Genomic DNA, 19,941 nt, shown 5'->3' with positions numbered 1-19,941 from the left:
TATCATTAGTGATTAGTCAGCAGCCATTAGTCATTACACCACTGATGACTGCTGAGTAATATAAATTAACCAGTAAAATTGGAGAAATAGCAATGGTCACACAACTGCAATCTCCCGAAAAAGCAAAGATTATCTATCCAGATGATAACGGTGAACCAATGTCAGACAATACCGAACAGTTTCGATTGATCGTCTGGATTAAAGAAAACTTAGAACTGTTATTTGCCAGCAGGGCTGATATTTTTGTAGCGGGAAACTTACTGTGGTATCCAGTAGAAGGAAACAACAAAATTGCTCAAGCGCCAGATGCGATGGTAGCCTTTGGAAGACCGAAAGGTTATCGAGGCTCCTACCAACAATGGAATGAAGATAACATTCCGCCGCAAGTCGCCTTTGAAATTTGGTCGCGGGGAAATCGCCTGACTCCGATGCTACAAAAACTGAGATTTTACGAACAGTACGGCATAGAAGAATATTATCTTTACGATCCAGCAAATGTGGATTTGACTATATGGGAGCGTCGAGAGGAACGATTAGAACCAATCGAACAAGTCAACGGCTGGGTAAGTCCAAGAATGGGAGTGCGGTTTCAAGTATCAGAAACTGAACTGGAAATATTCAGGCCTGATGGAACACCGTTTGTGAGTTTTGTGGAGCTCGCTCAACTTCGAGAACAAGCAGAATCAAGAGCCGAACAAGAACAGCAAAGAGCCGAACAAGCAGAATCAAGAGCCGAACAAGAACGGCAAAGAGCCGAACAGGCAGAAACTATGCTGGAGCAAGAACGATCGCGATCGCAGGCTTTAGAAGCTCGGCTCCGAGACATGGGAATTGACCCCAATCAGTTGTAAATGACTAATATCAAGTTGGGAGCATCTCAGTTTTAATTTTATAGTGCTGTCCCCGATCGCGATCACGACTCACGATCGGGGACAGCACTGTATAATTCCGTAGTTACCGGAAAAAATATAACTAATGACTGATGACTGATGACTGATGACTAATGACTAATGACTAATGACTAATGACTAAAAAGTTAAGTTTAAAACAAAAATCGCTCGAAATTCTGATTCGCCTCAAACGCCTGTATCCAGAAGCCCCTTGCACTCTCAACTACGAAACCCCCGTGCAGTTGCTGGTGGCGACGATTCTGGCGGCTCAGTGTACCGACGATCGCGTAAATCTGGTAACGCCGGCTTTGTTCGATCGTTTCCCGGATGCGGAGGCTTTGGCAAATGCTGATCTGGATGAATTGGAGCGTCTGGTGCGATCAACTGGTTTTTACCGCAATAAGTCTAAAAACATTAAAGCTGCTTGTTGGGCGATCGTCAATAAATTCAACAATCAAGTTCCGCAGCAAATGGAACTGCTGCTAGAATTGCCCGGAGTCGCCCGCAAAACGGCTAATGTCGTTCTCGCCCACGCTTTTGGTCTTCATCTGGGCGTGACGGTAGACACTCACGTCAAGCGTTTGAGTCAGCGGTTGGGATTGACCGAACACGCCGATCCGATTCGGATCGAGCGGGATTTGATGCTATTGTTGCCGCAGCCGGATTGGGAAAATTGGTCGATTCGGTTGGTCTATCACGGTAGGGCGGTTTGTAATGCGAGAAAGCCGATTTGCAATATTTGTGAACTTGCAGATTTGTGCCCTTCTGCTAATAGTTAGATTTGGCACCAGTGTCAGCAACAGGCAAGATGCCTGTTCCATAATTCGGAGCTATATCTCCCTGGCACCCCCCTTAAAAATGTGGGAACCAGAAATAAATCAAAGTCCCCCTTTTTAAGGGGGATTTAGGGGGATCTGGCCTCGGCTGTGAACGAGAGATACAAAAGTTTTTAAGAGATTGTTGACACCAATGGCATCTTGCCTGTTAGCAAAAAAGCTTAAATTCTTGTGGAACAGGCATCTTGCCTGCTGCCAAAAATCTTGTTAACAAAAAAAGTAATTAAAATAAAAGCGATCTAAAACCACCACAATATAGTAAAATAGTAGATTGTGATTTATCTAAGGATATAAACAGATTATGGCTAAAAAGAGCATGGTCGAGCGCGAGAAAAAGCGCCAAAGACTCGTAGACAAGTACGCTGACAAGCGCGAAGACCTGAAAGACCAGTTCAACCAAGCTCCGAATCAGATGGACAAAATGGCGATTCACCGCCAACTGCAACAGCTACCCCGCGGCAGTTCGCGGACTCGCCTCCGCAACCGCTGCTGGGCAACTGGTCGCCCCAGAGGTTACTATCGCGATTTCGGACTGTCTCGGAACATGATGCGAGAAATGGCTCACGAAGGTCTTTTGCCCGGTGTTGTGAAGTCTAGCTGGTAGTAAAAAGAAGGAAGTTCGGCAACGGATTTCGTAACGGATTTAACGGATAGAAGAAAGAAGGGTTTAGTTATCGTTGCGAGAGAGGGAAGAAAGAAGAAGGAATGAAGAAAAACTTATGAATAATCGGCAAGATTATATTTGGGTTTATTTTTGTTTCAGACTTTCTTCCTTCTTCCTTCTTCCTTCTTCCTTCTTTCTTCTTCCTTCTTCCTTCTGCCTCTTTCTTACTTCATTGGCCGCAGCATTTATCGATACCGAGACTTTCTAGTAATAAGTCGCTGACGGCATTGGCGATCGCAAATTCGCCGTAAAAGCTTTTAGAAAAATCATAGGCCTGCATTTCGGTGACGATCGCAATTACGAGGCTGCCCACGTCGTTTTCGCCTTCCATACGCTGGCGGAGATAAATTTGGGCGGCTCTTTTAGCTATTTGCTGGTTGGCGGCTTCTGGGATAAACTCAGAGTCTAGCCATGCGAGGAGTGTTTCTTGCAGCCATTGACTTTCTTGTTCGGGGTTTTGGGCGGGCGGTAAGGTAATAGGTTCGATGGTTTCAGACATGATTATTCCTAATTGCTAATGTTGACTTTGAAAGGTTAGCGGACAAATGACAACTGATAAATATATGCAATATGATATACCGTCAATTATACAGGGATACGCGCAAGGTTACTTCTTGATGGCGAATGATGGGGAGGAGAGTTTGGGGTGGTATTCGAGCCGCCAGCGGGCGCTGATACCGCTGGATGAGAGATTTACCTATCCGCGATCGCTGGGCCGGGCGTTGAATCAAAATCGGTTTTCGGTGGCTGTGAACCGCGATTTTGGGGCGGTGGTTGAGGGTTGTGCCGATCGAGAAACGACTTGGATTTCTAAGGAGCTCAAGCAGATTTACTGGGGTTTGTATGAGGCCGGTTGGGCTTACAGCTTCGAGACTTGGTGCGGCGACGAATTGGCGGGCGGTATTTTAGGACTGTCTATAGGCGGTGCCTTTATCGGGGAGTCGATGTTTTTCCGAATTCCCGAGGGTTCTAAGGTGGCGATGGTGAAGTTGGTGGAGAGATTGCGCGATCGATCTTATCTACTTTTTGACGCTCAAATGAACAATCCCCACTTGGAAAGATTCGGAGCATATACTGTCAACGAAAAACAGTACAACACTCTTTTGCAAGCAGCTTTAAAGCGCCGATGCTCGCTATTGTGAATATTCTTGTCAGGCAAATAGCACTGCCGCTTCCTCACCCGATATGCCTACTTCAAATAATAGTATAATCAAGCATAGATAATTCTCGGAGACAACCACAATGCAAGTCACAACCGAAGAAATCATTTATCCATCCAGCGACGGTGAACCAATGGCAGAAAGTACAATTCAATACAAATTAATTGTCACCATCAAAGAAGGTTGCGACTCGCTGTTTGAAGATGACCCCAACGTGTTTGTAGCAGCCGATTTACTCTGGTATCCGGTTGAGAGAAGAAATGACATTTCTCAAGCACCAGATACGATGGTAATATTTGGTAGACCAAAAGGCGAGCGCCGTTCCTACCTACAATTTGGCGAAGATAATATCCCTCCCCAAGTCGTCTTTGAGATTCGCTCCCACAACGACAGCAACACAAAAATGCACAAAAAACTTTCATTTTACAATCGCTATGGAGTTGAGGAATATTACCTTTACGACCCCGAAATAAATGAGTTGGAAGGTTGGCAAAGAATTGAAGGAAGCTTAGAACCAATTGAACCGATGGAGGGATGGATCAGTCCGAGACTGGGAGTGCGGTTTGAGTTGCCAGAATCAGGGTTAGAAATTTATAAGCCTGATGGAGAAAAGTTTCTTTCCTATTCCGAAATAAATGCAGAGCGACTACTAGAGCGACGGCGCGCAGAACAAGAATTTCAGCGGGCCGAACAAGCCTCGCAGCGGGCCGAACAAGCCTCGCAGCGTGCAGAAGAAGCCTCGCAGCGCGCCGAAGAAGCCTCGCAGCGTGCAGAAGAAGAAGCTCAAAAAGCCGAACGTTTAGCCGCCAAATTGCGCGAATTGAACATCGACCCAGATAGCATCTAAGCCCAAACAACGAGTAGAAACCCGGTTTTTTAAAGAAATCGGGTTGCTGCGGATTGCAGTTATTTACTTTTTTCAGGGCGAACGGGGAGATTTGGTCGATCGCCCCCAACGAAAATCGCATATACTACAAGTTATAATACAGATATTCGAGCCAAAATCCTTGGGGGTGCAAAAGAATCCTAATCGCAGCCCCTTGAATGTGCAAAAATACTGAAGCAAACATTACTAAACTCTGCACGGAGCAATTGCTGTGGACTCCAGATACAACCCCCAATCCATCGAAGAAAAATGGCAACAGACATGGGCTGAGCAAAACTTAGACCAGATGCCAGAAGATACGGAAAAGCCTAAATTTTATGCCTTATCCATGTTCCCCTACCCGTCGGGAAACCTGCACATGGGCCACGTCCGCAACTACACAATCATCGATGTAATTGCCAGACTCAAGCGGATGCAAGGCTATCGCGTACTCAATCCGATGGGATGGGACGCTTTTGGTTTGCCCGCAGAAAATGCCGCCATCGAGCGCGGAATTCCCCCGGCAAAATGGACGTATGAAAATATTGCCCAGATGAAAGGCTTATTTCGCCGCCTGGGTATTTCTTTCGACTGGACAAAAGAAGTTACAACTTGTTCTCCCGATTATTATAAGTGGACACAGTGGCTATTTTTGCAATTTTTAGAAGCAGGATTAGCTTATCAGAAAGAAGCCGCAGTTAACTGGGACCCGATCGACCAAACAGTCTTAGCAAACGAACAAGTAGACAACGAAGGTCGTTCCTGGCGTTCCGGTGCGAAAGTCGAGCGCAAATTATTGCGGCAGTGGTTCCTCAAAATTACCGATTACGCCGAACAGTTATTAAACGACTTAGATAAATTGCCAGATTGGCCCGAAAGAGTCAAATTAATGCAAGCCAATTGGATTGGTAAATCAGTCGGCGCTTACTTAGAATTTCCCATCGTCGGCATGGATGAAAAAATCGCCGTTTTCACCACACGTCCCGATACAATTTATGGCGTGAGTTACGTTGTTTTAGCACCGGAACATCCGTTAACTCAGCTCGTGACCACCGAAGACAGAAAAGCCGCTGTAGAAACCTTCATCAAAGAAGTTGCACTGCAAAGCGAAATGGATCGCACAGCCGAAGACAAACCCAAGCGCGGCATCCCCACAGGCGGCACAGCAATCAACCCTTTCAACGATGAAGAAATCCCAATTTGGATTGCCGATTACGTGCTGTACGAATATGGCACCGGCGCAGTCATGGGAGTACCCGCCCACGACACGCGAGATTTCAAATTTGCCACTCAATATCAACTACCAATTAAAGTAGTAATTGTGGATGATGATGAAGTTCCGCTGACGGAAGCTTACACCGAACCCGGAATTATGATTAATTCCGAAAGCTTCAACGGCATGGATTCAATTAAAGGTAAAGCCGCAATTATTAGAGCTGCCCAAGATTCAGGTTGTGGTCAAGCGCGAGTGCAATATCGCTTGAGAGATTGGCTCATTTCTAGACAGCGTTATTGGGGCGCTCCGATTCCGGTAATTCACTGTCCTAATTGCGGAACAGTCCCAGTCCCGCAATCTGATTTACCCGTATTGTTGCCGGAAAATGTACAATTTACTGGTAAAGGTTCGCCCTTGGCAAAGATGCCAGAATGGGTAAACGTTCCTTGTCCAAGTTGCGGGACTCCGGCGCAGCGGGAAACGGATACGATGGATACTTTTATGGATTCATCGTGGTATTTTTTGCGCTATCCTGATGCTCAAAATCACGAGCAAGTCTTTGATTCTGCGAAGACGAATGATTGGATGCCGGTAGACCAATATGTCGGCGGTATCGAGCACGCAATCCTGCATTTACTGTATTCGCGGTTCTTTACGAAGGTTTTGCGCGATCGGGGTTTAATCGATTGCGACGAACCATTTAAGCGCCTGTTAACTCAAGGCATGGTGCAAGCAAAAGCCTACAAAAATCCTGTGACTGGCAAATACGTTGCTGCATCAGATGTAGACCCGGAAAATCCTAAAGATCCGCAAACAGGGGAAGCTTTAGAAGTCTTCTATGAGAAGATGTCTAAATCAAAATACAACGGTGTTGACCCCTTGGAAGTTATGGGGAAATATGGGGTAGATACGGCGCGGATGTTTATTTTATTCAAAGCGCCGCCTGAGAAGGATTTAGAGTGGGATGACGCTGATGTGGAAGGGCAATTTAGGTTTTTAAATCGCGTTTGGCGCGTGGTGACAGAGTTCTGTGGTGCAGGCGAGACGCCCATCCCACAATTACCGGGGACGGGCGGGATGCCCATCCCACAATTACTGGAGACGGGCGGGACGCCCATCCCACAATTAAGTAGTGCAGACAATGTGGAAAGCCTTAATTTGAGCAAAGCTGAGAAGGATTTGCGGCGGGCGATTCATACTGCAATTAAGGAAGTGCGGGAAGATTTGGAGGGCGAGTATCAGTTCAATACTGCTGTTTCCGAAATGATGAAATTGAATAATGCGCTGGCCGATGCTAAATGTAAGGATTCGCCAGTTTATGCAGAGGGAATTAACACTTTGATTTTGCTGTTAGCGCCTTTTTCACCGCACATTGCGGATGAATTGTGGCATTTGATTGGGAACAGCGAATCGGTTCACTTGCAAACTTGGCCTGTTGCCGATCCATCTGCTTTAATTACCGATGAAATTACGCTGGTAATTCAAGTTATGGGCAAGACGCGCGGCACTATTCAAGTGCCTTCTGGTGCGGATAAAGCTGCTTTGGAAAATTACGCCCGCGAGTCGGATTTGGCGAAGCGTCACATTGAAGGTAAGGAGATTAAAAAAGTGATTGTGGTTCCTGGAAAGTTGGTTAATTTCGTGGTAGCTAGATAAAGATGAGAAACCCGGTTTTTTGGATAAACCGGGTTTCTGAGACTTGCAGTTAAGAAGTAGCCCGCAAAACAATGAGCCTGCTAAAAATTACAAAACCGCGCTTTTTGAGATGGCTGTCGTCTTTAGTAAAATTTTTGGCGATCGCCTATCTAGTCTCTTGTATACTATTGTTTATCCTGCAAACTCGTCTCATCTTTAGTCCCACACCTGCGATCGCCAAAACACCCGATGCTTTCAACATCCCCTACGAAGAGGTCTGGTTGCCAGTCAACGGGCGATCGCCCAAAACGGAAAAAACAGAAAAAATTCACGGTTGGTGGCTGCCAGCAGCAAATCCACAGCCACTAGGAACCCTATTGTACCTGCACGGCAAGGGTTTTAACATCGGTGCGAATATCAATCAATCTTACCGCTTGCGACAATTTGGTTTTTCCGTATTGCTGATAGATTACCGGGGTTACGGGCGCAGTCAAGGCAGTTTTCCCAGCGAAAATCGGGTGTATGAAGATGCGGAAACAGCTTATAATTATTTAGTCAAACAGCGGCAATTGTCGCCTAGCAAAATCTTTTTGTACGGCCATTCACTGGGAGGTGCTGTTGCTGTAGAATTAGCAGTTGCACATTCGGAATCTGCGGGATTAATTGTTCAAAGTTCTTTCACTTCCATGCTGGATATGGTAGAACGCCAAAGTTTGATGCGGGTGTTTCCGCTGCGGCTGCTACTGACACAAAACTTTGATTCTTTGGCTAAGGTTAAATTGCTGCGAATTCCGGTTTTGTTTGTCCACGGGACTGCTGACCCTTTGATTCCGGCCGCGATGAGTGAAAAGTTGTATGCTGCTTCTCCTGAACCTAAGCAAATTCTGCTGGTTCCTAATGCTAAGCACAATAATGGAGATGCTTTTTTTAACAGCAGTGAATACGGCCAAACTATTGTTGATTTTGCAGAGAAATCTAGAATTAGATGAATAAGGTGTTTTTAGAACCGATCTGGAATCTGGACTTACGAATCAAGACCAAAGAAACCGGGTTTTTCACCGATATTAAAGGCTATGATGCAATATTTTCGTAAAAAACCCGGTTTCTGCCTCCACGACTATAAATGCAGATTACACGCAATCTATGTAAATTATTTCTACCTTATCTCCAACTTGTAGCTGCAAAACGGATTGAGCGCTGCCGCTGTTAACGGCAATTTCTAGCCAACCGTCAGAACCAACTATGGCTATTAAATCCCCTGGCTTGCTGTCACTGTAGGTTTTGCCACTGGGGATGCAAATTGTATCGGGACTATTGGTAATTGTCACTGACCAATTGTTACCTATAATGCAATCATTGGGGATATTTGTAATTAGATTGCCGTAGCGATCGACATATTGAACGCAACCTACCGCACCTGTGCCTGTAACGGCGCAATTTGGTATCTGTAGCTGCACTAAACTCGCAGCGCGTACCGCCCTTCCCAACTCTTCCAAAGCCACCCCATTCGCCAAGTGAGCGCCCGCAGCAGCGAAAATATCGCGACCGTGAAAGGTGCTGCTGGGTTCAGGTATGCGCCAGTATTGCGGATTTGTGAGCTCTACAGCGGCGATCGCACTTTCGCGACTTAACACCCCGCTAAACAACCCGTTATCCGGCCCGACAAGCAAGCAATTAGCACATTTAACCGCAATCCCGCGTCTGTTGCTACCCACACCCGGATCGACAACCGCAATATGTACTGTTTCTGGCGGAAAATAAGCAAAAGCAGTCATCAAACAAAACCTGCCCGCTGCAATATTTTGAGAGGGTATTTGGTGCGTAATGTCAATAACTTTGAGTTGCGGGTTGATTTGGGCGATCGCACCTTTCATCACTCCCACATAAACATCGCTCAATCCAAAATCCGTCAGCAGAGTTATAATTCTATTTTTAGACATATATCCAAAGGTAAGAATATGGTAGCACAGTGGGAAAACTTTCTGCAAAACTTAGGAGAATGGCACGGTTCCTTCACTCAGCTATCAACGCGGGGAGAGGTACTGCAAGATACTCCTACCATTATTGCTCTCGAAGGACTCAACGATAACAAAACTGTGCGGTTGAAACTGCGCCGCTTTTCCCCAAATCCTAGCGGTTTCGGCGAACCGGAAGTCAGCGAACTGGTTCGAGAATATCAGAGTTTGGGACGAGATATCCTATTTTTTGAGAATGGAGATTTTTGTCAGGGAACTATTCAACTAGCGCCTTATTCTGAGTCGGGCGCCGAGTTTGGTTTTATCTACAATTCTCGCCGGTTGCGCTTAGTCCAGCTCTACAATACCGACGGCAATTTATCCAAACTTACCTTAATTCGCGAAAAACAGCTCGATAAAAACGTCCCCGAACGTCCGCCTTTAACTGTGGGCGATTTGCTGGGAGAATGGCAGGGCGAGGCTGTGACCATGTATCCAGATGGGCGTTCTCCCGATCGTTATTCTACCAAACTACAATTGGATTTGCAAAATGGCGATCGCATAGTGCAGAAAATTACTTTTGGCAGCAATGCTAATGTTATCAGTTCTAGCGGCAGGATTGACGGTTCTGTGATCGATTTCAACGAAGGTGCAACGCCCGTACAAGTTTTGCTGCTTCCTGACGGCGGTTCTTGCACTTGTCCGGTGAAAGTTGAATCCAGAAAACCGATATTTTTTGAAGCCGGTTGGTTGGTAGAACCTGACTTGCGGTTTCGGATGATTCGCAGTTACAATGACAAGGGTGAATGGGTAAGTTTGACTTTAGTTACTGAACGGAAAAAAGGTCAATCGCACTAATCTCAGAAACCGGGTTTCTTCCTAAATTTATCGTACTCAACCGAAATTTGTCGCAGAAACCCGGTTTCTCGCCACCCAACAAGAGAAATTCGATCGCACTAATCTCAGAAACCGGGTTTCTTCCTAAATTTATCGTACTCAACCCAAAATTTTCGCAGAAACCCGGTTTCTCGCCAAGAAAGCGACAGAAATTAGAGCGCCTACTTACGACAAACGAAAGTTTATCTAACAGCAAATATTATTCGCCGGACTTGGTTTCCTGAGTTTGCGATTGAATCACAGAACTCCAATCATCATTGTTAACAGCAGCATCCAGATGCTGGTGTCGTTCCCCATCAATTTTAGCGGCTGTTTCTAACTCTTTAGTAAGAGTAGAATCTGCCATTGCTTTACGCAATTTCAGCTTCTTTTCCTCATAAGCTTGTTGCTCTGTGGCCGACATTGCCGATCGCGCTGCTTGACCTACCGTACTCGCCCACATCTCGCTCTGGGCACCGTTTCCAGGCGGAATGCTGCCGAGTTCTGCTATCCAAGCATCCCGCAAATTTTCCATTTCTTCCCGTTTAGGGAATTTGAAAGTTTGCACGCGCACAAAAGCACAATTTTCCGCGCCGTTTTCGGCGATGTGACCGTTGATTGACAGCAGGATATTTCGCGAATAACCTATATACTCAGTATTACCGGAAGTGTTCGTGACAGCGTAAACGCCGGCGACTTTTGCGTTAGTTGCTATTTGGCGCCACATATCGATCGACATTACTTGCGTGCCGTCATTTTCTACTTCAGAAATAGCGTTTTCTGCGCTGTGTTCTGAGTCGGAACTGTATAAAAAGTTGTGCAGTCCTTCATGGGCGACAGGTACGTTTTGATGTTCAATTGCTACATCTAGATCGGCATTCACTTGATTCACTTCCATAAAACCCAATTCCTCAAAAAGTGGTAACTTTACTAATTAAATCTCTGACCTTATAAGCTGTTGCAGCATTAAATTTTCTCTCAAACAACAATCAAATTATTGTGGGGCGTTGCTCCGAGCATCACCCCGAACCTCCAATTTAAATGCCCAACAGCTTACCTATTTAACTTGCTGCAATTTGTTGCAATTCCTCGTCAGTCAATTTAACTTCGATCGCCCCCACGGAGTCCTCAATACTCGATACTTTTGTGGCCCCGGGAATCGGAACGACGCAGGGCGATTTTGCCATCAACCAAGCTAATACTATACAGTAAACTGAAACGTTTTTTTCGGCTGCTAATTTCGCGATCGCGGGCATATCTTGCAAGCTGGTAGCGCGGCGGCTTCCCCCCAAAGGACTCCAGGGAAAAAATGTCAGTTTTTCAGCTTCGCAATATTCCAGTACGCCGTCGGATTCCGGCTGTCTGTGCCACGGATTGTACTGATTTTGCACCGAGACAACTTCTACTGTATCGCGGGCGCGTTTGATCTGCTCTACAGAAAAGTTGGAAACTCCGATAAATCGAATCATTCCTGCTGCTACTGCTTCTTTTGCGGGTGCTAGGGCTGCTTCGATTGTATAGGCTGGATCGGGCGAGTGGTACTGCCAAAGGTCGATCGGCTTTTCGCCGCCCAGCGCTTCAAAACTTTCGCGAATTGCCTGCCGCAAATGGTGAGGATTACCGTTGCGCGTCCAGGCACCTTGAGGCCGCATTAAGCCGCCTTTCGTGGCCACAGTAACGGCGCGAATATCTCCCGTGTACTCTTGCAAAGCTTTAGCAATCAGGTGCTCGTTGTGGTGTTTGTCCGATTCATCTTGGCAGTAGGAATCTGCGGTGTCAATCAGGGTGACGCCCAAATCGAGGGCGCGCTGAATTACCGCAATTGCTTGCGATTCTGGCGGCCTGCCCTTTAACGACATCGGCATACCACCCAGACCGATCGCACTGATATTAAAATTGCTGTTGCCCAGTTTTTTTCTTTTCATTCGTTTGCCCTCATTTGCGTGGTTGATTGAGAGTTTAGATTTCAAGGATATCTTGATATTCTACTATTTTTTTTAGGATTTAACTAGATAGGCAAAAAATATTTGATCCGTCGGCTGTACTGAATTTTAAGTGTATATTTAAATTTCCTACTTTCCACTGGTCAAACCTTCTCTCCTTTTTTCCCTCAAACATCACAGACAATCTCTTGCCGCCCTGGAACTTTCCTGCTTACTTAACTGGAAGCGCTGGTGTAAAAGCGGAGTGCAAATTGCCAGAAATATCGGGATAAAACTAACAGCCCGATCGCCAAAATTCCCGCCCCTGCGATCCAAACCATGTCACCTCTACCCAGCATGGCTTCTGCCGGCACAGTCGTCAAGAAGGCAACGGGAACTACAAATGTAAAGAAAAATCGATAAGCTGCGGGATAAGCTGCCATGGGAAACCTGCCCGCTTCTAACAATCCTTTCAAGACTTCGGTAACGTTGTAAATCTTAACAAACCAAATGCTAGTTGCACCTAACATAAACCAGATACTGTAAAGAGTAATAGTTCCGAATAACAGCGGGATTGCTGTTAAAAAATAGTTGCCGATTCCTACTCCCAATTTGTTAGCAGCATACAGCACCAATCCGGCGCCGAAGATTAAATCTGGGATGCCCCAAGGGGAGACTGTGTTTGCAGATAGCCAGAATTGCGAACTGATGGGTTTGAGGAGTACGAAATCGAGAGTACCTTGCTGCACTCGATCGACAATACGGCTGAGGTTGGGCGCCAGAAAAGTTGACGAAAACCCCTGCAATATCGTAAAAATGCCGAGTACAACTAAAGCTTGTTCCCAGGAATAGCCAGAAAAAGTGTAGCCGGTACGGTAGAACAAAAACAGTCCGAACAAGCTACCAGCAAGGTTTCCCAGGCTGCTGAGGGCAGCGAGGACAAAGTTGATGCGGTATTCGAGCTCGGCTGCGATCGCCGCACCCCAGAACAATTTCAGTACCTGGAAATATCGTCTCATGTTTGTCGCCATTTTTTGTCCTTGAAATACTTAAATTCCCTCCTATTGTAAAGGTTGTGTGAAGCCTGCTACTGTACTGACCGCTTATTTCACTATAATTTTAAGTTATTAATACAGCTTACTTAAGTATTTTCACTGATAAATAGTATTAAGTTGTTTAACTAAATTTAAACAAAAATTACAATTCTTACTTTAACTCAACTTTAAGCGTGTAGTATTCGCCAAGAATTCAGCTTATTTCATCTCTCAGCACGAAATCTCGCTTTACTTATTAGTAATCCTGATATGTTACAACGCTTAACATTATAAATATTTGAAAAGCATCTAGCCATACCCAAAAGGAACACTTAGGATAGTGCATACGTACTCGTAAGAAATACGTAATCAGTAATACGTAATCATACGTACAAAAGAGGGTGCGAGAAATTGACTTAAGTAACAACACGTAAGGGAAAAAAAAGACATGGATGTTGTAACATTATCCAGACTGGGCGTCAAGCACACCAAGAGTGCAGTAGCCGAATCGCTGCGGATCAATACAGGGCTAGACATGACAACCCCAGTCACTTTTTACGGGATTGTTAACGAGCGCTGCAACGTTAAATGCCGCCAGTGCGAGTATTGGCGGCTCAAAGAATATAAAGACGAAATGACGATCGAAGATTGGCAAAATGCCCTCTTAAGCGTCAAAGAATTTGTCGGAGAATTTTCCATCAACTTTAGCGGCGGCGAACCTTATATTAAGAAAGGTTTTCTAGACTTACTGACATTTGCCAACAAAAACGGCATTCACGCCGGTGTCACCACCAACGGCTATTGCATGACTAAGGAAAATGCCGCGAAAACTGTGGCGGCGCGTCCTTTTAATGTGAATATGTCCGTTGACGGGCCGAATGCAGAATTGCACGATTATTTGCGAGGCCAACCCGGATTGTTCGACAGACTTTCCAAAGGAATCGTTTATCTGCGCGAAGAACAAGAAAAACAAAACGTCCTGTTTCCGATCAACGTCAAACCCACTATCAACCGCCTCAACTTCCGCCACCTAGAAGAAATTGTAACCTGGGCGAAGGGAATTGGAGCCACGACGGTGAACTTCCAACCAGTCAACCGCTGGACTCCAGAAACCTATTCGGAATTGTGGATTGAAGAAGCAGACAGGGAAGAATTTTCACAGGTAATTGAGCGCTTAATTGAGATGAAGAAAAATGGCGCGCCAATTATGAACAGCGATGAAGTATTGCGCTTGATGGTTCCTCACTTCCAAGAAGAAAAAGCTCCTGATTCAACTCGTCCTTGTCGCGTTGGACTGCGCAATTACTGGATTGATACGCGCGGCGATGTAAAATTGTGCGATGAATATCCGGTGATTGGCAATGTGAAAGAAGCCAACGCCCGCGAGATTTGGTACGGCGAAAAAGCGCAAGAAGTCCGCCGGGATACTTTGAATTGCGGCAAGCTTTGTCTGATTACTTGCGTCTCGCAAAAGACTATTTTGGACAAGGTAAAAATGGGGATGAAGTTATTAAAAAATTGACGCGGGAACAGTGTTATTATCGCTGGGGATTCATGGTAGCCGGGTTTTTTACAAAAACCCGGTTTTTTGTTGGATGAATTGTAATTTTGTAGTTCGATCGCGCCAGCGCAGTCAAATAGGTTTGTAGTCCGGACTGAATTCCTCGGTTTTTGGAATTGCTCTCGCTGGGTGGGAGTAGGTTTATTTCGATTGTGGGTGGGAACTAAAGATTATTGGTGAAACTTCGCCCTAGCTTTTTCCCAATTACCAGAAAGAATTGGTTTAAAGCCGGAACCCTTGTATGGCTCAATTAAAATCAGACTATTCATTACTCCAATCCTCGGACTTCTTTTGTCAACTGTCCCAGGTCAACTATCAACTGTCCCAGGTCAACTATCAACTGTCCCAGGTCAACTGAATGAACAAATCTTCAGGCTCGTCCCGATCGCCAAAAAAAACTTAGTATTACGGCGTAGCGCGAGTTATACTCCTACTGGAAAGACTGCGACTGCCCAAAAATCCAGAAATCAAAGTTTATGAGCAACACTTCCCCCCCTGAATCAGCCGCCAACAACCCGGAAACAAAAAAACTCAGCTTCTCCACAAAACTAGCTTACGGTGCGGGAGACCTCGGCCCCGCAATTACTGCGAATGTTCTGGTATTTTTCCTGCTGTTTTTCTTTACCAACGTCGCCGGTTTGGGTGCGGGAACTGCAAGCAACATTTTGCTGATCGGTAAGGTTTGGGATGCCATAAATGACCCGATTGTAGGGGTTTTAAGCGATCGCACTTCTCATCCCTGGGGCCGCCGCTATCCTTGGATGGTATACGGCGCAATTCCTTTCGGGATCTTCTTCTTTTTGCAGTGGATTGTTCCTAGCAAAGATCCCACGATACTGTTTTGGTACTATGTGGCGATCGGCATTTTGTTTAACACCGCCTACACCGCCGTCAACCTGCCTTACACCGCCCTCACCCCTGAATTGACCCAAGACTACAACGAACGCACTAGCCTTAACAGTTTCCGGTTTTCTTTCTCGATCGGCGGCAGCATTTTGTCATTAATTATCGCGCAAATTATCTTTGCCTTAGTTAAAGATGACATCCAAAAATACTTAATCTTAGGTGCACTCTGTGCAGTTATTTCAGTATTGCCTTTGTACTGGTGCTTTTTCGGAACCCGCAAACACGTTCTCGCTCAATTGCAAGCAAATCCAGTAGACGACAGTTCAACATCGCTGCCGATCGGAGAACAGTTGCGGATTGCCTTTAACAATCGCCCTTTTTTGTACGTAATTGGAATTTATCTCTGTTCTTGGCTGGGAGTGCAATTAACTGCTTCGATTTTGCCCTATTTTGTGATCAACTGGATGAATCTGCCGCCAGCAACTTTTACCCAAACTGCGATCGCAGTTCAAGGCACTGCACTCGCCATGTTAACTGTTTGGAGTAAAGTCAGCGAGCGATACGGCAAAAAAGCCGTATATTTTATGGGCATGAGTTTGTGGATTATCGCCCAAGCTGGACTGTTTTTCCTGCAACCGGGACAAGTAGTCCAGATGTACCTGCTAGCAGTTATGGCAGGTGTGGGAGTTTCCACTGCTTATCTCATACCTTGGTCGATGATACCGGATGTGATTGAACTCGACGAACTCCAAACAGGCGAAAGACGTGAAGGCGTGTTCTATTCGTTTATGGTGTTGCTGCAAAAAATTGGTTTGGCAGTGGGTTTGTGGTTGGTAGGACAAGCCTTAGAAAGAGCTGGATTTCTCGCCACTGTTCAGGGACAGCCTGCACCCGTACAGCCGGATTCTGCACTGTTCGCGATTCGAGTTGCGATCGGGCCGCTGCCCACAATCGCTTTAATTGGCGGCATGATTCTCACCTATTTCTATCCGATTACCCGCGAAGTTCATGCAGAAATATTGTTGAAACTTCGAGAAAAGAAAGCACAAAATCAGTAAGCTGCAATCAACTTGAGCTACCCAAGTTGCTGTCCCATTTAGAAATCTATCTGCATTCAGGATTGCTCAGGAGCTGTTTCTATCTGGTATCAAATATTTAGGCAATGCAAGTCTAGTCAGCCTCACCAAATAATAGCCTGTTGTGCATTTGATACTGATGTAAGTGTAGCTTGTCCACCGCCGTCGGATGGCGCATCGCGGCGATGGTTTTAGCAAGAGTTGAAGAACCCTGAAACCCGTATTTCTCGACCAAAACATCACATCGCCCAGCACCGTCCGATCGCCCACCGCCACTTACAAGGCTGGATTTTTTCGAGATGTCGATCGAGTATCAACTCGCAATTTATTAATTTTTATGTCACTTCCTACCATTGAGAGTAGTTTGTGATAAAATTATAACGGGTGCTTATCATGTAGAGTCGAGCAATTATCCTGCTAGTCAAAAAGTTGATCACTAAAAGCAGATACAAATTTTTCTAGCAAATGGATTGGATTATTTACGGTGAGAAAAATCGGCAGCATAATGTTAATTATTATATCTACGTGGAAAATGCAAAACTTGTTAGCCGGTCAGGAAAGCGGGTAAGTTAACAGGTGCTGCTGCCGTTGGTGGCGATCGAAAAAATGGCAGAGATGACAAGGCAATACCAGGGCGATTGGCGGCCCGGGTGTGACGGCAAATTGTAAAAGTTTGGTAAAGTTATAGCGCGATCGGCGGGCCCGGGAGGCGACGACTCCGAAAACGCCAGCAGTGCCTTGCAGCAAGCCTAAATACCACCACCAAACAGCAGACAGCAACGCAGTCGGAGACAACTCTCTCTTCATTTAGAAAAAAAAAATTGCAGCCGGCACAAACGGATTTAGTTATTATTGTATGGGTGAAATGCGATCGCCAGAAGTATGAGAAGGAGGTAGAACAGACCTATAATTTCCTGTGATATCCTGAAGTCAATGGTGAAACTATCAACCAGAAGGCTGGCAAAATAAAGCTGATTTTACCAAAAAAATATCCAAGAGGTCAACATGGAAACAGAACAGGACTCTCATATCGTACCCATTAGCAACCAGAGCCGACAGGTGCAGCAATTTTCCGTTGACGAGGGAGAAGAGTTAAGCGCGGCGCCTCAGAAAGGATTGAATCTCAAGCCGTTGTTCAGGACTTTTGGGCGACAAGCCCTAGTCATTATTGGGATTATCGCTCTAGCAGGCGGTGGAGTTTATTTTCAGATCAAGCAAGGCAAGAAAACATATCAAGGCGATTTTCGGATGCTGGTGGAACCCGTGACAACGGAGGCAAGACTTGCCGACGCATCTGCCCTCGCCAATCGCGGCGAGGGGGGGGCAGTGCCTAATCGAGAATTTTTTAGTTTGGACTATGCAACTCAACTTCAAATTCTCCAGAGTCCTCAGATGCTGTCGGCTATTGCTAAACAAGTCCAAAAAAAATATCCAGAAGTTACTGAGGAAATTCTTAAAAAAGGATTGCTCGTGTTGCGCCTCGGAGACAATGAGATTACACAAACTAAAATTTTGGAAGTTCGGTTCATGGGGCAGGACCCAAAATTAGTTGAGTTCGTTTTACAAGAAACTAAAAAGAAATATTTAAAGTACAGCCTTGACGAACGCAAGACTCGCATTGGTCAAGGTGTTAATTTTATTGAAGACCAGCTTCCGGGACTCAACAAGCGCGTAAATGACCTGAAGTCGGAGTTACAGGTGATACAGCAGCAGCAAAAGATTACCGATCCTAAAGAACAAGGCGCGCAATTGATCGTGCAAGTTCGCACCGTAGAAACTTTAGAGTTAGAAACTCAAAGGCTGCTGCAGGAACAGAAAACGCTGTACGCTAACTTGCAAAAACAATTAGATTTTACACCAAATGAAGCTATTGCCGCTTCAGCTTTAAGCGAAGAACCTCAATATAAAGAGTTGCTGACCAAGGTTAAGGAAGTAGAAGGTCAGATTGCTGTAGAAACAGCTCGTTTTAAATCTGCTAACCCTATAGTGGAAGCTTTAGAGCGCAAGCGGGCAAATTTAGTAGCTTTGCTCAACCAGCAAACTGAGCGAATTTTGGGGCAAAATTTAGTAGGCACTCAAGCCAATGCTAAAGTTCAGAATTTTCAAAATTCGATTCGCATAGGCTTGATCAAACAATTGGTTGATACTGCTAACCAAGTTCAAGTTTTAGAAGCTCGCAGTCAGGCGATCGCCCAAACTAAAATTAATTTGACCCGACAAGCCAGAGAATTCCCCAGTATAGCCCGCCGCTACAACGAACTGCAACAGCAATTAGACATAGCCTCCCGCAGCCGCGATCAACTTTTAACTCAGCGGGAAACTCTGCGCGTCCAAGCAGCCCAAAGCCAAGTACCTTGGGAAATAATTTCCGAGCCCCAGGTACCCAAAGATCTCAAAACAGGCAAACCGATTCCTGTTGCCTCGAAAAATGCAAACAAATTTTTCATGGCAATTGTTGGGGGGCTAGTGTTGGGTCTGGCAACAGCTATTATCATTGAAAAGTTCCGCAATATTTTCTACTGTGCTGATGATGTTAAAGATGCGGTTGATGCGCCTTTATTGGGAGTAATTCCTCGTGACAAAAATGCTAAAAAATTTCCGCCTTCTATTGCTAATGCCTATGCTTATCTTGAAGGAAAAGAAGGGAATAAAAAAATTGCTTCGGAATTTATAGAAGCTTTTGACTCTCTTTATACTAATATCCGCTTTCTTTCTTCAAATCGAACGATTAGCTCTTTGGCAGTTGGTTCGGCTACCGCTGGCGAAGGCAAATCTACCGTTGCTTTAAATTTAGCTCACGTGGCAGCGCTGGCGGGTCAGCGAGTGCTGTTGGTAGATGCCGATTTGCATTCGCCCAGCCTGCACTTGCTGTTGGATCTGCCTAATGTCAAGGGATTGAGCAATTTGCTCGAAAATAAACACGAACCCAATGAAATTATCCAGCGATCGCATCTAGCAGATAGTCTGTTTGTATTAACTGCGGGTATTCCTGTTCCCGGTACTGCTAGACGGCTTGCCTCATCTGGGATGCAGTATTTAATGGATGAACTTCACGCAACATTTGACTTAGTTATTTACGATACGCCGCCGCTGGTTGATAGTAAAGATGCGAATTTTTTAGCGGCGCGCACAGATGGGATACTGATGGTTGTAGCAGTTCGCCAGGTCAAGTTTTCGGTAGTCAAAAAAGTTTTCAGTCAATTAGAAAATTTTGGCATACCCTGCTTGGGCACAGTTGCCAATCACGCCACTAAAGGCAAGAAGTATCAAGCATCTCAATCATCAGTTGTGGCAGATAAAAATGAATATTTGAATTTGGCACCAGTAGAGTCTGGCATCCGCAAACTAGCTCCCAAAAAAGAGTGATATCATGTCCGAAAAGGACGACCACAATCAGATTGGTTT

At 45.4% G+C, this 19,941-nt stretch carries 17 protein-coding genes; 11 read left to right on the top strand and 6 right to left on the bottom strand.

Annotation, left to right across the window (positions count from 1 at the left end):
• Positions 1-92 precede the first annotated feature (92 nt).
• The 3 genes from QUB68_RS27110 (at position 93) to rpsN (ending at position 2,330) form a co-directional block, all read left to right on the top strand.
• Positions 93-851, top strand: coding sequence for a Uma2 family endonuclease (locus QUB68_RS27110; RefSeq protein WP_332998032.1), 759 nt, complete (start codon positions 93-95; stop codon positions 849-851).
• A 173-nt stretch (positions 852-1,024) separates the two neighbouring features.
• The gene (nth, locus tag QUB68_RS27105) at positions 1,025-1,669 is read left to right on the top strand and encodes an endonuclease III (RefSeq protein ID WP_332998031.1); all 645 of its coding nucleotides are present in this window, start codon (positions 1,025-1,027) and stop codon (positions 1,667-1,669) included.
• A 358-nt stretch (positions 1,670-2,027) separates the two neighbouring features.
• Positions 2,028-2,330, top strand: coding sequence for a 30S ribosomal protein S14 (rpsN, locus tag QUB68_RS27100; protein ID WP_332998030.1), 303 nt, complete (start codon positions 2,028-2,030; stop codon positions 2,328-2,330).
• Positions 2,331-2,559: 229 nt separating this feature from the next.
• Here the strand turns inward: rpsN and QUB68_RS27095 are convergent, their stop codons facing one another.
• Positions 2,560-2,889 carry a hypothetical protein gene (locus QUB68_RS27095; RefSeq protein WP_332945506.1) on the bottom strand — a complete coding sequence of 110 codons (330 nt, stop codon included), beginning with the start codon at positions 2,887-2,889 and terminating at the stop codon, positions 2,560-2,562.
• A gap of 64 nt (positions 2,890-2,953) precedes the next feature.
• Between QUB68_RS27095 and aat the strand changes: the two genes are divergently transcribed.
• The 4 genes from aat to QUB68_RS27075 all read left to right on the top strand — a co-directional run bounded on the left by aat (position 2,954) and on the right by QUB68_RS27075 (position 8,255).
• Positions 2,954-3,532: a leucyl/phenylalanyl-tRNA--protein transferase gene (gene aat, locus QUB68_RS27090; protein ID WP_332998040.1), complete on the top strand. Its 579-nt coding sequence runs from the start codon at positions 2,954-2,956 to the stop codon at positions 3,530-3,532.
• Positions 3,533-3,632: 100 nt separating this feature from the next.
• A complete protein-coding gene (locus QUB68_RS27085) occupies positions 3,633-4,397 on the top strand; it encodes a Uma2 family endonuclease (RefSeq protein WP_332998029.1) in 765 nt (254 codons plus the stop codon).
• 250 nt (positions 4,398-4,647) lie between these two features.
• The gene (gene leuS / locus QUB68_RS27080; protein WP_332998028.1) at positions 4,648-7,287 is read left to right on the top strand and encodes a leucine--tRNA ligase; all 2,640 of its coding nucleotides are present in this window, start codon (positions 4,648-4,650) and stop codon (positions 7,285-7,287) included.
• A gap of 71 nt (positions 7,288-7,358) precedes the next feature.
• Positions 7,359-8,255, top strand: a complete 897-nt coding sequence (locus tag QUB68_RS27075; RefSeq protein ID WP_332998027.1) for an alpha/beta hydrolase — start codon at positions 7,359-7,361, stop codon at positions 8,253-8,255.
• Between the two features lie 141 nt (positions 8,256-8,396).
• Here QUB68_RS27075 and QUB68_RS27070 read toward each other — a convergent pair whose 3' ends face one another.
• Entirely contained in the window at positions 8,397-9,206 is an 810-nt protein-coding gene (locus tag QUB68_RS27070; protein WP_332998026.1) for an SAM hydrolase/SAM-dependent halogenase family protein, read from the bottom strand.
• 18 nt (positions 9,207-9,224) lie between these two features.
• Here QUB68_RS27070 and QUB68_RS27065 point away from each other — a divergent pair, with 18 nt between their 5' ends.
• Positions 9,225-10,079 (top strand): DUF3598 family protein, encoded by an 855-nt coding sequence (locus tag QUB68_RS27065; protein WP_332998025.1) that lies wholly within the window; start codon positions 9,225-9,227, stop codon positions 10,077-10,079.
• A gap of 238 nt (positions 10,080-10,317) precedes the next feature.
• Here QUB68_RS27065 and QUB68_RS27060 read toward each other — a convergent pair whose 3' ends face one another.
• The 3 genes from QUB68_RS27060 to QUB68_RS27050 form a co-directional block, all read right to left on the bottom strand.
• Positions 10,318-10,995 carry a GIY-YIG nuclease family protein gene (locus QUB68_RS27060; RefSeq protein ID WP_332998024.1) on the bottom strand — a complete coding sequence of 226 codons (678 nt, stop codon included), beginning with the start codon at positions 10,993-10,995 and terminating at the stop codon, positions 10,318-10,320.
• A gap of 163 nt (positions 10,996-11,158) precedes the next feature.
• Complete coding sequence (locus tag QUB68_RS27055) at positions 11,159-12,022, bottom strand: aldo/keto reductase (RefSeq protein ID WP_332998023.1); 864 nt, start codon at positions 12,020-12,022, stop codon at positions 11,159-11,161.
• 233 nt (positions 12,023-12,255) lie between these two features.
• Positions 12,256-13,038 carry an ABC transporter permease gene (locus QUB68_RS27050; RefSeq protein ID WP_332998022.1) on the bottom strand — a complete coding sequence of 261 codons (783 nt, stop codon included), beginning with the start codon at positions 13,036-13,038 and terminating at the stop codon, positions 12,256-12,258.
• A 463-nt stretch (positions 13,039-13,501) separates the two neighbouring features.
• Between QUB68_RS27050 and QUB68_RS27045 the strand changes: the two genes are divergently transcribed.
• Positions 13,502-14,575 carry a radical SAM protein gene (locus QUB68_RS27045; protein WP_332998021.1) on the top strand — a complete coding sequence of 358 codons (1,074 nt, stop codon included), beginning with the start codon at positions 13,502-13,504 and terminating at the stop codon, positions 14,573-14,575.
• Between the two features lie 515 nt (positions 14,576-15,090).
• A complete protein-coding gene (locus QUB68_RS27040) occupies positions 15,091-16,518 on the top strand; it encodes an MFS transporter (RefSeq protein ID WP_332998020.1) in 1,428 nt (475 codons plus the stop codon).
• 570 nt (positions 16,519-17,088) lie between these two features.
• On the opposite strand, the gene QUB68_RS27035 is transcribed toward QUB68_RS27040, so the two are convergent.
• Entirely contained in the window at positions 17,089-17,343 is a 255-nt protein-coding gene (locus QUB68_RS27035) for a hypothetical protein (RefSeq protein WP_332998019.1), read from the bottom strand.
• A 198-nt stretch (positions 17,344-17,541) separates the two neighbouring features.
• Between QUB68_RS27035 and QUB68_RS27030 the strand changes: the two genes are divergently transcribed.
• Positions 17,542-19,902 carry a GumC family protein gene (locus tag QUB68_RS27030; RefSeq protein ID WP_332998018.1) on the top strand — a complete coding sequence of 787 codons (2,361 nt, stop codon included), beginning with the start codon at positions 17,542-17,544 and terminating at the stop codon, positions 19,900-19,902.
• The last annotated feature ends 39 nt before the right edge of the window (positions 19,903-19,941 follow it).

The organism is Microcoleus sp. A006_D1 (assembly GCF_036702805.1).
GTDB lineage: Bacteria > Cyanobacteriota > Cyanobacteriia > Cyanobacteriales > Microcoleaceae > Microcoleus.
Note: the sequence above shows the minus strand (reverse complement) of the source record. Positions and strands in the feature narration are given on the sequence as shown.